Origin of the sequence: Leucobacter triazinivorans (assembly GCF_004208635.1) — a bacterium.
GTDB lineage: Bacteria > Actinomycetota > Actinomycetes > Actinomycetales > Microbacteriaceae > Leucobacter > Leucobacter triazinivorans.
This window is the reverse complement of record NZ_CP035806.1, coordinates 1,074,533-1,088,143: the sequence shown is the minus strand read 5'-3', so window position 1 is coordinate 1,088,143 and position 13,611 is coordinate 1,074,533. Positions and strand designations below refer to the sequence as shown.

The window sequence follows — 13,611 nt, the reverse complement described above, 5'->3', positions numbered from 1 at the left end:
GACGGAAAACGGCCGGGTTGGGAGGGGCCGAGCATACTCGACGGCTGCTACTGAAAGTGTCCACTCATAGCTTGTTACTAGCTCGACGCCCCCAGGTCCGTCAGGAAGCCCCAATGACTGCGATCAGGTCGCCAGAATCGACCGAGCGAACACCGTTGAAGACGGTCCGCTGCACCTTGCCGGATACCGGCGCGGTGATCGCGGCCTCCATCTTCATCGCCTCGATCGTCGCGACCGGCTGACCCGCCTCGACCCGGGCGCCGACGGCGACCTTCACCGTGACGGTCCCCGAGAACGGGGCGGCCACGTGGCCGGGCAGCGTGCGGTCGGCCTTCTCGGCGATCGGCGTGTCGACCGAGACCGACTCGTCCTTCACGAACACCTGCCGCAGCTGGCCGTTCACGCGCACCATCACCGTGCGCACGCCCTTGTCGTCCGCCTCGCCGATCGCCTCGAGCCCCACGTACAGGCGCACGCCGCGCGCGAGATCGATCGCGTGCTCCGAGCCCGGATCGAGCCCGTAGAGGTAGTCGGAGGTATCGAGTACCGAGAGATCGCCGAACTGCTCGCGAGAGGCCTCGTACTGGCGGGTCGGGGCCGGGAACAGTAGGCGGTTCAGGGTGCGCCGGCGCTCGTCGCTCGTGCCTGCGAGCTGCGCCGCGTCGTCCTCGCCGATCGGAGCGACCGCGATGTTCACGTCGCGCCCCGCGAGCACCTTCGAGCGGAACGGCTCGGGCCAGCCGCCGGGGATCTCCCCCAGCTCGCCCGCGAGGAACCCGACCACCGAGTCCGGCACGTCGTAGTTCCCCGGGTTCGCCTCGAAGTCGGCGGGGTCGGCGTCGACCGCCGCCAGGTGCAGAGCGAGGTCGCCGACGACCTTCGACGACGGCGTGACCTTCGGGATCCGGCCGAGGATGCGATCCGCCGCCGCATACATGTCCTCGATCTTCTCGAAGTTCGAGGCCAGGCCGAGCGCGATGGCCTGCTGGCGCAGGTTCGACAGCTGACCGCCGGGGATCTCGTGGGAGTACACGCGGCCGGTGGGAGACGGCAGCCCCGACTCGAACGGCTTGTAGAGCGTGCGGACCGCGTCCCAGTAGGGCTCGAGGGCGTACACCGCCTCGGCGTCGAGGCCCGTGTCGCGCTCGGTGTCGGCGAGCGCCGCGACGAGCGCCGAGAGAGACGGCTGCGACGTGGTGCCCGACATGGGCGCCGACGCGACGTCGACCGCGTCGACGCCGGCCGCGGAGGCGGCCAGGAGCGTCGCGAGCTGACCGCCGGGGGTGTCGTGCGTGTGCAGGTGCACGGGCAGGTCGAAGCGTTCCCGCAGCGCGGTCACGAGCTTCGCCGCGGCCGCCGGTCGGAGCAGCCCCGCCATGTCCTTGACTGCGAGCACGTGCGCGCCCGCGGCGACGATCTCGTCGGCCAGGCTCAGGTAGTAGTCGAGCGTGTACTTGTCCTCCGCGGGAGAGAGCAGGTTGCCGGTGTAGGCCATCGCGACCTCGGCGACGGCCGTGCCGGTCTCGCGCACGGCGTCGATGGCCACCCGCATCTGGTTCACGTCGTTGAGTGCGTCGAAGATGCGGAATACGTCGACGCCCGTCTCGGCGGCCTCCCGCACGAAGGCCTGCGCGACCTGCGCCGGGTACGGCGTGTAGCCGACCGTGTTCTGGCCGCGCAGCAGCATCTGGATCGGTACGTTCGGCATCGCCTCGCGCAGAGCGGCCAGGCGCTCCCAGGGATCCTCTCCGAGAAAGCGCAGGGCGACGTCGTAGGTGGCGCCGCCCCAGGCCTCCACCGACCACAGCTCGGGGGTGAGGCGCGCGACATAGGGGGCGACCCGCACCAGGTCCTTCGTGCGCACGCGCGTCGCGAGCAGCGACTGGTGCGCATCGCGGAACGTCGTCTCGGTCACAGCGAGCGCCGTCTGCTCGCGCAGCGCCCGCGCGTATCCCTCGGGGCCGAGCTCGAGCAGCTGCTGCCGGTGACCGGCGGGGGCGGGCTGCGACAGGTCGACGGGGGGCAGCTTCGACGCCGGGTCGACGGCGCCAGGTCGCACGCCGTTCGGCTGGTTCACCGTGACGTTCGCCACGTGCTGCAGCAACCGGGTGGCGCGATCCTTCGGCTTGTTCATCTCGAGCAGCTCGGGCCGCTCCTCGATGAAGGAGGTCGCCACGTCGCCCGCCTGGAAGTCGGGATCGGCGAGCACCGCCTGCAGGAAGGGGATGTTGGTCGCGACGCCGCGGATGCGGAACTCGGCGAGAGCACGGCGGGCGCGCACCACCGCGTCCTCGAAGGTGCGGCCGCGGCAGGTGAGCTTCGCCAGCATCGAGTCGAAGTGCGGGCTGATCTGAGCGCCCGCGTTGATCGTCCCGCCGTCGAGGCGCACCCCTCCGCCGCCCGGCGAGCGGTAGGCGGTGATGCGGCCGAGATCGGGGCGGAATCCGTTCGCGGGATCCTCGGTCGTGATGCGGCACTGAAGCGCGGCTCCCCGCAGGTGGATCTGATCCTGCGTCAGCTCGAGCTCCTCCAGCGTCTGGCCGGCCGCGATCAGCATCTGCGAGCGCACGAGATCGATGTCGGTGACCTCCTCGGTCACCGTGTGCTCGACCTGGATGCGCGGGTTCATCTCGATGAACACGTGCTCCCCGGCGCGCTCGCCCTCGGTGTCGAGCAGGAACTCCACGGTGCCGGCGTTCTCGTAGCCGATCGACTTCGCGAACGCGATCGCGTCCCGTGTGAGCTCATCCCGCTTCTCCTGCGACAGATTCGGGGCCGGCGCGATCTCGACGACCTTCTGGTGCCGTCGCTGCACCGAGCAGTCGCGCTCGAACAGGTGCACCGTCGCCCCCGTCTTGTCCGCGAGCACCTGCACCTCGATGTGGCGCGGCCGCAGCACCGCCTGCTCGATGAACATCGTCGGATCGCCGAACGCCGACTCCGCCTCACGCATCGCGGATTCCAGGGCGTCGCGCAGATCCTCCTCGCGCTCGACACGGCGCATGCCGCGACCGCCGCCCCCCGCGACCGCCTTCGCGAACACCGGGAACCCGATCTCGCGCGCTCCAGCGATCAGCGCATCCACATCGGTCGACGGCGGCGTCGACCGCAGCACCGGCACGCCCGCCGCGATCGCGTGCTCCTTCGCCGCGACCTTGTTGCCGGCCATCTCCAGCGCCTCGCGGCCGGGACCGATGAAGCGGATCCCGGCGGCCTCGGCCGCCGCGGCGAGCTCCGGGTTCTCAGACAGGAAACCGTAGCCCGGGTAGATGGCGTCGGTGCCCGACTCGACCGCGACGCGCACGATCTCGGCGACGTCGAGGTAGGCGCGCACCGGATGGCCGACCTCGCCGATGAGATACGCCTCGTCCGCCTTCAGACGATGCAGTGAATTGCGATCCTCATACGGAAACACCGCGACGGTGGACGCCCCCAACTCGTGGGCCGCGCGGAAAGCGCGGATGGCGATCTCGCCCCGGTTCGCGACCAATACCTTGGTAAACATAATCTGCTTTCTCCGATATAAGATGCTGCTGCTTCATCAAGCCTTTCGACCAGTAAGGCTGTCAAAAACTGCCATTCTTCATTGGTCTCACTTGCGAGAAGTCATGTGGGTGATACCTGCCGTCGAGCTCAAGCGTCTCGATGCTCGCATGCATGAAGAGGGGTCTCTGCGCAATGCTGAGCCTCTCGCCGAAGATCGACACCACAGAAGCTGAGATCCCCGTGATCTAAGACGCCCAGTGCCCAGCCGCCGCACCTAGGCGGAAACAGCTTGGGCACTGGGCATGGTGGAGCAGAACGTAGCTCCTATCACTACAGAAGGTTAGGATGACATTCGCAACATCGCGATCTTTGGCTGAGCATTCACACCGATCCATCCCTCGGTGGCGTCTTCGCCGACCACCTTGTGCAGCACAGTACCTCGGGCCGGGTTCTCGAACTCTACGGAAGCATCTCCGTCGCGGTTAATCACACCGAGCACCTGTACTTTGCGCCCGGCGACATCGGTCCAGAAGTACGGGGTCTCTGGGGTTGCGGGTCCTTCACCCATGAGCCGTTCCGCAAGGTGAACTCCGTGTTCCGCGGCCGCACTCCAGCTTTCGGTGCGTACTCTCACGTCGTCGCTAAGTAGGCGCGTGACAACATCGCCTATGCCATAGATGTTCTCGTGCACAGTATCTGGCGCGACGACCTGTCCCGATTCGTTGCAGAGCAGTTGCCCTTCGCTGAGCAAACCGCTCGAAGCCAACCAATCGACTGCGGGACGGGCTCCGACGGCGCAGAGTAATAGTTCGAAATTCAGCGCCTCAGCTTCGTCGCCGAGCGTAACGCTCCAATCACCGGGGCCGCCCTCGATACCTCGAATATCGGCCTCCCAACGACAATCGACCCCCAACTCCTCGAGCCATGACGTGACCTCGTTCCCAAGGTGACCGGCAAGCAGCCGTTCGAGCGGACGATCGGCCTTGTCGAGCAACACAACCTCTGCTCCGAGCTTGCGGAGCGAAGTCGCCAGCTCAGCACCGATGGCACCGGCGCCGATGATTCCCACCCGCGCTCCTGCGTGAACCGCGCGCCGCAGTCGATCAGCGTCCTGGACCGTTCGCAACTGCATCATTCCAGACGGTGCGAACGGAAGCATAATCGGGGATGCACCCGTAGCGATCACCAATGTGTCGTAAGTTACGACACGCGTCGAACCCGTAGCGGCAACACTCAGCGTCAAGGTTTTCGCTTCGGGGTCTACTGCCAGCGCCTCGGCTATGGTCACCGGTGTTCCTTCATCCCATTCCACACCGATTTCCGTGCTGTCCGGTTCGGTGAGATATAGCTTTGAAAGCGGAGGCCTCTCGTAGGGCATGCGGGCGTCTCGATCAATGACTAGGAGTTCGCGATCGTACCCGAGTTCACGAAGTCGTGTGGCGAGTGCCTCGGCAGCAACCGATGCACCCACCACCACGATTTCGTAGCGGCTCGCAGTCACTGGCTTTCCTCGGTCTCGCGGATAAGGATCGAGCGTTCCGGACAGTTTCGGATCGCCTTGCGCACATTCTCTTCATCGTAGGATCCCTCCCGCCCCTCGATGACGTACGCATAGCCCTCATCGTCGATGCCGAAGGTCTCTGGGGCTATTGCCCAGCATCGAGCGTGACCTTGGCATCGCGAGAGATCGATGTACAGTTCCTTCGCCATGGTGCACCTACTCCTTTCCGATTCGGAGAGTGAGAGGGCCGACGCCGTGCCAGACTTCCCCGCCTGCGTGCTCGAAGCTCGGGACGCGCTTGAGGAATTCCTCGAGACCAATGACCATTTCTTTGCGGGCGAGGTTCGAGCCGAGGCAGCGGTGAATTCCACCTCCGAATGCAAGGTGGCGGTTATCCTCACGATCGATCTTGATGTCGTGCGGATCCTCGTACACCTCCGGGTCGCGGTTGCCCGCTCCGAAGACGAGCACCACTCGTTCGCCCGCCTTGATCTCCTTGCCTTGCACGACCGTGTCCTTGAGGCAGGTCCGAGCCATCGCCTGTACCGGGGAGAGTGTGCGGAGGAACTCTTCGACTGCAGTCGGGATCTCATCAGGGTTATCGCGGAGCTGCTGCTGCGCCTTCGGGTTGCCGGCGAGGTACCAGAGCGAGGATCGCAGCGCCCAGGCGGTGGTGTCTAGTCCGGCGAGGAAGAGCAGGAAACTGTAAGAGATTTTCTCCTCATGAGTGAGTTCACGCCCGTCTACCTGAGAGTTCAGCACCTTGTCGAGGAGATCGTTGTACTCTCCGCCTTCGGCCTCACGCTTCTTAATCATGGCGTCGAAGTACTCGGTGATCTTGCCACCGGCAGCATAGGCCACTTCAGGCTCTTTCGTGCGACGGTAAATGATGTCATCGACCCACTGGTCAAACTTCGGCCAATCCTCTTCGGGGTAGCCGGCGAGGCGGCTGAACACGATAGTGGGCATCGGCCGGGCGAATAGCTTGGAGACGTCCGCGACGCCGTCGTTGTCCGCCGCCGCCGAGATGACATCTTCAGCGAGCTGCTTCGCCGTCTCAACCATGCCGGGCTCGAGCGAGGCGATGTTCATCGGGGTGAAGAGCGGCAGGAGGATCTTCCGATAGCCCGCGTGCGTCGGGGGGTCGATATCGATCGGGATGAGCGGGTCATCGGTGCCGAACGACGGCAGCAGCATCGAGGGTGCCACTGCAAAGGTATCCGGATCCTGCTCTGCTGCGAAGATATCTTCGCTTTTCGCGATGTAGGTGAATCCGCCGTACTTGGAGCTGTGGCCCACCGGGCACTTGTTCAGCATCACATCATAATCCTCGAATATCTCATCGAGTGCTTCACCATGGAAGTCGAAATCCTCGACAACCTCTTTCTGCTCTGACATGGTCATTTCCTTTCTTCGTTGCGGGAAGCCCGTTCGACCAGGTTCCGGAATAGCGCGAGTTGAGACTCTGATACCGCGAACATGTGCTCGGGGTGCCACTGCACCGCCAGGATGTCGTTCTCCAGGTCTTCGAACGCTTCAATCAGAGATCCGTCGTGTGCTGCTGGCGTAAGCCCGGAGCCAAGTACGTCGATCGCCTGGTGATGGTAGCTGTTGACATCGACCGCCTCGCTGCCGACGATGGTGGAGAAGAACGACCCAGCCACAGGCATGACGCGATGCGTTGCTTGATCGGCCGACTCTGTCTGCCAATGTCCGTCGATATGCATGTGGAGGCTCCCGCCTCGCAGCACATTGATGAGTTGCAGACCGCGGCAGATCGCAAGAACCGGGATCTTCCGCTTCTGTGCATCGAGAACCAACGCTGTCTCATAAGCGTCCCGAATCTCGCTGATACCGTAAGATGCCTCGACCGGTTCCTCACCGAATAGAGAGGGTGACAGGTCGCCGCCGCCACTCAGCACCAGACCGTCGATGCCTGCGAGTAGATCCTCGGGGATCTGCGCCGTGGACGGCAGGAGAACAGCACGACCGCCAGCGGAAACCACAGCATCCGCATACTCCATCACCTGCAAGGTCGAGTCTTTTATTCCGAATGCCGATTCCTCCGCACTGCGTGGAGCGGAAATCCCGATGAGTGGAGCGGTCATTTCAGTACACTGTCCATCCACCGTCAACGAAGAGCGTCGAACCCGTCACCCAACTCGCCTCATCGGAAGCGAGGAATGCGACGCCGTTCGCGACATCCTCGGGTTCACCGATGCGGCCCAAGGGGGTACGGTCGAGCAGGAACTTACGGACTTCCTCCCGCTCCAGGGCTTCGGCGGTGAACGGAGTTCTGATGTAGCCGGGGGCCACCGCATTCACCCGGATCCCGGCGGGAGCCAGTTCGACCGAAAGCGCGCGGGTGAGTTGAAGCAGCGCGCCCTTCGAGGCGTTGTAGTGGATTTGCGGGTGCCCGCTACTCGAAATCACGATGTGGGCTTCGACAGACGTGATGTTCACCACGGCTCGCGTGTGCGACACCTCCTCCGAGCGCAGCAGCTTGGAGGCAGCCTGAGTCACGATGAAGGGCCCGGTTGAGTTTACTGCGAAGACCTGATCCCATTCGGAAACCGAAAGCTCTTCGAACGTACCGAATTTGACGATGCCGGCGTTGTTAACGAGCACGTCCAGGCGCGGAAACTCTTTCGAAACCGCTTCCATTGCCGCTCGAGATGAATGCTCGTCGGCGACGTTGCACTCGACGTTCAAGACGTTCGGGTTGTCGCCAAACACGTTTGTGAGGGCATCAGTGTTGAGATCAAGTGCTGCGACCTTAGCGCCGTCAGCGAGCAGCTTTTCTGCGATCGCACGTCCATTGCCGGATGCCGCACCGGTCACGGCGGCGAATCGACCATCAAATCGGGCCATTGTAGATACTCCTATTAGGTTGAACTTTGGTAAAGAAACCGAGTCGAGCGTTGCCGCTTAGATGTGCTCGAGGTAGCGAGCAATTTCCCAATGGGTGATCGAGATTCGTTCCTGGTGGTTCTCCCAGCGCCTGACTTCTGAGAAGTGCCGCACGAAGTCTTCTCCGAAGTACTCCTTTGCGAATTCGCTTTGGGAGAAGACATCGATGGCCTTCTCGAGTGTGTTGGGTAGCCTGAGAGACTCGTCGCTGTCGAGTTCGTATGCGTTGCCGACGATCGGTGCTGACGGAGTCAGCTTCTTCTCGATTCCGTCGATGCCGCTAGCGATGCATGCTGCGAGAACGAGGTAGGGGTTCGCGTCAGCGCCAGGAATCCTGTTCTCGACTCGTGCAGCGGCACCAGTAGATGGAATCGATCGGATGGCCACGGTGCGGTTATCGAGTCCCCAGGTGGCACTTGAACCTGCCCACTGCCCCCCTTCAACTCGTTTGTAGGAGTTCGGCGTAGGAAGATAGAGGGCAGTCAATTCACGAGCGTGGTTGACGATACCGGCAAGATAGCTGGCACCGAGCGGGCTGAGCTCAAGGCCGTTCTCAGGGTTGGCGAAAAGTGGCTTTCCATCTTCGATCGCGACCAGACTCTGATGAACGTGACCAGAACTGCCGGCGGTATCGACCTTGATCTTCGCCATGAACGAGGCAGTGTAACCGTGTTTGGCTGCAACTTCCTTTACGGTGTGCTTGAGGATCAATGCACTGTCGGCGGCCTCGAGCGCCGTGCCGTAGTGGATGTTCACCTCGAACTGGCCAGGGCCGTGTTCGCTGTTGCTGGCTTCGATGAAGACCCCCACCTGAGCGAGCCGTTCACGAATCTCACCAATGATCGGTTCGGTTCCGGTATCCCGATACACACTGTAGGTATGACTGCCGTCCGAGATCGGCTCAAGATCCCGATAGGCGTTCCGCGCAAGTTCTCGTGGAGTGCCTTCGAAGAGATAGAACTCGAACTCATAGGCGCAGATCGGCTCGTACCCGTGCCGGTGCGCTCGTTCGATCACTCTGCGCAGAACACCACGGGGAGAAATCTGCAGGGGGTCACCGTCGGTTGTGAGGATGTCACAGATGACAGCCGCTGTACCTGGCTCGCTCGGAACCAGGTGCAGGGTCGAGAGGTCTGGCCTGAGATTCACGTCCGGATAGCCCGTGTGCCATCCCGTGTAAGTGAGATCGGGAATGGTAACGTCCTGAATGTCCCACCCGAACAGGATGTTGCAGATATTCGTTCCGGAATGCGCTACTGCTTCGACAAAGTAGTTGGCCATGATCCGCTTCCCACGCCAGACTCCGTCGATGTCTGGAGCGCCAAGCTTGACGACACGTACCTGGTTTTCCTCGAAGAACCTCTCGAGATCGGTTGACGTATCGAAGTTTCGAACACCGTTGTTCATGAATGACCTTTCAATTCAGTGGTTACAAGATTCAAGATATTGGAGGGGACGACTTGTTGAGTGTGCTTTCCGCACACAACCGTGCTGCGCGCCGTGCAGGACGAATACTGTCACTCTGGGCCGGGTGCCCTGCATCGAGACGGCAACCCAACCTTGGCTATATCGTGCTGACCCAAGAGCTGGAAAAAGTTCCCTGCAAGCTCCGCGCATCCCCGAGCGATCTTGTCGTCAAGCAGCTGAAATTCTGGGATTGATTCCCGATAGCTCTCTGCGTTGGCTGGATCTTCTGCACATAGCGATTCCACCCATTTCTCGTATTGTGCAGGGCTGACTTCAGGGTGAAATTGCACTCCCCAACAGCTGCCGACCCTGAACGCCTGGTGGGGGTACTGTTCACCGGTCGCCAGGAGTACGGCATCTTTAGGAAGAGTGGTAATGGCGTCACCATGCATGGCCCCGGAATACATCAATTCCGGCAGCCGCCCGAAAATCGGATCGAACTCAGCCTCTTCCTCGCGTCGAATCATTACCACTCCGGCTTCGAACCCCAGGTCTCCCCGTTCCACTCGTCCGCCGAATGCCGAAGCCATGAGTTGAGCACCCAGGCAGATCCCGAGGGCTGGAAGCTCACGTGAACGAGCATCGTGAAGGAGTTCGCGGAGTCGCTGCAGCCAGGGATACTTGGCGGTATCACGATCTCCCATATGCCCACCGAGAACAATCAGACCTGCATAGCCGTCCAAGTTGGACGGCAAGTCCGGATGATCTCCGGGACGAACATCGAGTTCAATCTTGTGCCGTAAGGCCCAGCCTCGCAGCCGATCAGGGCCGCCCTGTGGATCGGGCTGGGCAACAAGCACCCTGGGCGCTTCGTTTGGTTGGCGCTGTTGATTCAATTTGCTCTCTTTCCTCCCTGGTGCACTCATTTATTTCAGACGCTGACTACGCGGAACGGGGTGTACCACGTACAACCGAACGTGGTACACCCCTGCAGCAGCTCAAGAGGCTAGGCGGACTGCTGCTCAGCAATCTCTTCGATTTCCTCTTCGTCGTACACGGTTCCGATACGCGCATATCGGTTCTGATGCGAACGCCTGAGATAGAGAGCGTAGGCCAGACCGCCGAAGAACACGATGGCCACGTACAGCGGGATCAGCGTGACAACGGCCTCTTCCGAGCCTGCCAAGAAGGGGAGATTGCTCACCAAGAGAATCATGACGATTCCCTGCGCAATTGCTCCGATGAGGGGCGCGACGAAGGTCTTCCACCAGTCGCCTGCTGTTCGGCGGCCTTCCCGATTGAAGTATCGAATGACGGCAACCGACACCAGAGCCTGTACAAAGACGATGCTCAACGTGGAGAAGATTGGTAGCCAACCGCCGAGGTGCAGCAGCGGGTCCGCCCCGATCACAGCGAAGATCAATACGACCGTGATGGCAATCACGGCCTGAAGGCCGTTTGCGATGTAGGGCGATTTGTGGACTGGGTGCGTATGGCCAAGGCGTGACGGCAGGATCCTATCTCGTCCCATGGAGAAGAGATACCTTGCGGCATTGTTGAAGAACGCAAACGAGCAAGCAAAGAAGCCTGTGACCACGAGGAAGTCCATGAGTACGTGGATGAAGGGCCAGGTGTACATATCGGCAAGTACGAAGAAGTACTGGTCAAGGAGCGTGTTTGCCTCATCGACTGATGCGCTACCGAAACCGACGACTGCGGCATAGGCTGCGAAAGTGTAGAAAAGCCCGAGGGTGATTACCGCGATGTAAGTAGCTCTCGGAACGCTTTTCTTCGGATCAGTGGTTTCCTCCCCGTAGATTGCGGTGGTCTCAAATCCGATCCATGACCAGAAAGCGAAGAAGAATCCGATGCCTACGGCCGGCGCAGCGGCCCAACCCAGAGGATTGAATGTCTGCAGCTGTTGCCCTTCCGCTCCACCGAGCAGAATGGTCATCGTAGCAACAATGAACACGATAAGGACTTCAAGCCCGAGCGCAATGCCCAGAATCTTGCCCGTTAGCGTGACCTTGAAGTACGCGAGAACGAACATCAGGAGTAGCGACACCACGCTACAGACCCACCAGGGAATGACGACACCGAGGTAGTTTTCCAGCATTTGTGCTGCGAAGAAGCCGAAGCCGCCTTGAATCGCAGCAGCGATCATGCTGTAGCCGATCATCACGGTCATTCCCGCACCGAGGCCCACCGGCTTTCCCAGACCCTGGGTGATGAAATTGTAGAAGGCGCCACTTGCGGTGATCCGCTTCGCCATCTGCGCAAAGCCAACCGTGAAGACGAGCAGAATCAGTGTCGCAGTGAGATACGTTAGCGGGATAGTCATCCCAGCTCCGAAGGCCAGCGAAAGCGGGATGTATGTTGACACCACGACAAGCGGAGCCGCTGCGGCTGTCACCATAAGCACGATGGTGAAGAACCTGATGGAGTTCTTCAGCAGTTTGGTCGAAGCTTGCGGTGTAGCGCCCCGATCTGCTGTTTCGACTGTGGTCATTGTGTGTGTCTCTCCTTTGAAACTGACGAATTCGACACGAGTCCCTCCATGGGGTTCGCTCCTTCGACACCCCGACTCGGAAACTCAAGGATGCGGAATCAGCAAATCTCAGCCTGCGCGACCTGGGGCGTGCAATGTGAACACAATCGTCGATGACGATGTTCACTTCGCATATCTGCGTCGGCCGATTCCCTTGAGTACTGGATCGAGTTGATTGTCCTCCAGGCCATCTCGACCCCAATGTGCATACCGCACATCTCGACCAGATGCATAGTGCCTTTCGCACTCACTTGCGCTGTATCGGCTAGGGAATAGTTCCGGTAGGAGTTCACCTTCGTGAGGTCTGGGCATCTCGCTCGGCCGGACCCCACTTGTCGTGGCCCTCTCGCTTTTCATGTCCCAATTCATAGGAGAAACCTGGATGACTTCCCCAACCATCGACGTTTGGAATCCGGCCACTGAGCAGTTGGTAGCAGAGGTACGTTCTTTTAGCTCTGAAGAGGTAGCGGAGGTGATCTCCAGAGCAGAGTCAGCGCAGCGAAAGTGGCGTGCTCTCGGCCTTGCTGAACGTCAAGGATTCCTTTCCCGGATTGCTGACACGGTGGAGGCAAATCTCGAAGAACTGGCACTGCTCGAATCAACGGATGTGGGCAAGCCAATCCGGGCCGCACGTGCCGAGGTTGCAGGAGTTGCCTCCTGTTTCCGCTACTATTCAGGCGCGATCGACAAAGTTCATGGTGACACCATCAGCCTTGACGACGGTATGAGTTTCACCTTCCACGAGCCCATTGGCGTCGTCGGAGTCATCACACCTTGGAACTTTCCACTTCCGATCGCGTCGTGGAACATCGCGCCGGCACTAGCGGCCGGGAACTCTGTAATCGTGAAACCTGCATCGCTTACCCCTTTGTCCACCCGTCGCCTCGGAGAACTCATCGATGAAATCTCCCCTATCGATGGCCTCTTCCAGGTTGTCACTGGCGGCGGCTCTTCGGTCGGGGCTGCTCTGATTAATGATCCGCGGGTCGGCAAGGTATGTTTCACTGGTTCAACCGAAGTCGGCCAATCCATTCTCCGGGCGAGTGCAACCACTCTGAAGCGAGTGACCCTGGAGCTTGGTGGGAAATCAGCAAATCTGGTATTTGCAGATTCGGACGTCCAAGCTGCAGCTGCGGCAGCACCGTGGGCGGTGTTCGATAACTCAGGGCAAGACTGCTGCGCACGCAGTCGAATCCTTGTGGAGCGGTCCGTACTCGATGACTTCATCGATGGATTTGTGGCTGCCACACGCACTCTTCGGGTAGGCGATCCGAGCCAAGAAACCACAGATCTCGGACCCTTGGTTTCTGCTGATCATAAGGAAACTGTTGAAGGCTTCCTCGAGCCTCAACTTGACTACCTGTATCGCGGTGAATCTCTCGAAGGCCCGGGTCACTGGATGGCGCCCCAAATCGTGCTCGATCCCAGCGCCCGTTCCCGTGCCGCAGTAGATGAGATCTTCGGGCCGGTTGCAGTTGTTATCCCATTCGATACCGAAGATGAAGCAATTGCTCTTTCCAATCAGTCGATCTATGGGCTGAGCGGATCGATCTGGACTCGCGATGTGGCCCGTTCGCTTCGAGTGGCTCGTCAGCTCGAGAGTGGAACTCTCTCCGTGAATTCAAACTCCTCGATCCGTGTCCAAACCCCCTTCGGGGGCTTCAAGCAGTCAGGTATCGGGCGTGAACTCGGCCTGGAGGGGCTTATCGGCTACACGGAGCTGAAAACCGTGTTCGTGAAGACCGGCGCATGACCAGTC

General features: G+C 60.9%; 10 protein-coding genes. 1 reads left to right on the top strand and 9 read right to left on the bottom strand.

The annotated features are described in order from the left end of the window. Positions 1 to 100: 100 nt before the first annotated feature. The 9 genes from EVS81_RS04990 to EVS81_RS04950 all read right to left on the bottom strand — a co-directional run bounded on the left by EVS81_RS04990 (position 101) and on the right by EVS81_RS04950 (position 11,813). Positions 101 to 3,505 (bottom strand): pyruvate carboxylase, encoded by a 3,405-nt coding sequence (locus EVS81_RS04990; RefSeq protein WP_130109408.1) that lies wholly within the window; start codon positions 3,503 to 3,505, stop codon positions 101 to 103. A gap of 321 nt (positions 3,506 to 3,826) precedes the next feature. Further along, entirely contained in the window at positions 3,827 to 4,987 is a 1,161-nt protein-coding gene (locus EVS81_RS04985) for an NAD(P)/FAD-dependent oxidoreductase (protein WP_165384185.1), read from the bottom strand. After that, entirely contained in the window at positions 4,984 to 5,196 is a 213-nt protein-coding gene (locus EVS81_RS04980) for a ferredoxin (RefSeq protein WP_130109406.1), read from the bottom strand. The genes EVS81_RS04985 and EVS81_RS04980 overlap by 4 nt, the downstream gene beginning before the upstream one ends. A 7-nt stretch (positions 5,197 to 5,203) precedes the next feature. Next, positions 5,204 to 6,385 carry a cytochrome P450 gene (locus EVS81_RS04975; RefSeq protein ID WP_130109405.1) on the bottom strand — a complete coding sequence of 394 codons (1,182 nt, stop codon included), beginning with the start codon at positions 6,383 to 6,385 and terminating at the stop codon, positions 5,204 to 5,206. 2 nt (positions 6,386 to 6,387) lie between these two features. Then, positions 6,388 to 7,095: a gamma-glutamyl-gamma-aminobutyrate hydrolase family protein gene (locus EVS81_RS04970; protein ID WP_130109404.1), complete on the bottom strand. Its 708-nt coding sequence runs from the start codon at positions 7,093 to 7,095 to the stop codon at positions 6,388 to 6,390. Between the two features lies 1 nt (position 7,096). Next, a complete protein-coding gene (locus EVS81_RS04965; RefSeq protein WP_130109403.1) occupies positions 7,097 to 7,858 on the bottom strand; it encodes an SDR family NAD(P)-dependent oxidoreductase in 762 nt (253 codons plus the stop codon). A gap of 57 nt (positions 7,859 to 7,915) precedes the next feature. Then, positions 7,916 to 9,304: a glutamine synthetase family protein gene (locus EVS81_RS04960; protein WP_130109402.1), complete on the bottom strand. Its 1,389-nt coding sequence runs from the start codon at positions 9,302 to 9,304 to the stop codon at positions 7,916 to 7,918. A 110-nt stretch (positions 9,305 to 9,414) separates the two neighbouring features. Continuing rightward, complete coding sequence (locus EVS81_RS04955; RefSeq protein WP_240739968.1) at positions 9,415 to 10,200, bottom strand: type 1 glutamine amidotransferase; 786 nt, start codon at positions 10,198 to 10,200, stop codon at positions 9,415 to 9,417. A gap of 110 nt (positions 10,201 to 10,310) precedes the next feature. Then, entirely contained in the window at positions 10,311 to 11,813 is a 1,503-nt protein-coding gene (locus EVS81_RS04950; protein WP_130109400.1) for an APC family permease, read from the bottom strand. A gap of 421 nt (positions 11,814 to 12,234) precedes the next feature. Here EVS81_RS04950 and EVS81_RS04945 point away from each other — a divergent pair, with 421 nt between their 5' ends. Further along, on the top strand, positions 12,235 to 13,605 hold the full coding sequence (locus EVS81_RS04945) for an aldehyde dehydrogenase family protein (RefSeq protein ID WP_130109399.1): 1,371 nt from the start codon (positions 12,235 to 12,237) through the stop codon (positions 13,603 to 13,605). Positions 13,606 to 13,611: the final 6 nt, after the last annotated feature.

What these genes read in the sequence shown, in the direction of transcription:
- EVS81_RS04965 (WP_130109403.1), bottom strand. Translation starts at nt 7,858, where the DNA reads ATGGCCCGATTTGATGGTCGATTCGCCGCCGTGACCGGTGCGGCATCC.
- EVS81_RS04975 (WP_130109405.1), bottom strand. Translation starts at nt 6,385, where the DNA reads ATGTCAGAGCAGAAAGAGGTTGTCGAGGATTTCGACTTCCATGGTGAA.
- EVS81_RS04950 (WP_130109400.1), bottom strand. Translation starts at nt 11,813, where the DNA reads ATGACCACAGTCGAAACAGCAGATCGGGGCGCTACACCGCAAGCTTCG.
- EVS81_RS04970 (WP_130109404.1), bottom strand. Translation starts at nt 7,095, where the DNA reads ATGACCGCTCCACTCATCGGGATTTCCGCTCCACGCAGTGCGGAGGAA.
- EVS81_RS04990 (WP_130109408.1), bottom strand. Translation starts at nt 3,505, where the DNA reads ATGTTTACCAAGGTATTGGTCGCGAACCGGGGCGAGATCGCCATCCGC.
- EVS81_RS04960 (WP_130109402.1), bottom strand. Translation starts at nt 9,304, where the DNA reads ATGAACAACGGTGTTCGAAACTTCGATACGTCAACCGATCTCGAGAGG.
- EVS81_RS04945 (WP_130109399.1), top strand. Translation starts at nt 12,235, where the DNA reads ATGACTTCCCCAACCATCGACGTTTGGAATCCGGCCACTGAGCAGTTG.
- EVS81_RS04980 (WP_130109406.1), bottom strand. Translation starts at nt 5,196, where the DNA reads ATGGCGAAGGAACTGTACATCGATCTCTCGCGATGCCAAGGTCACGCT.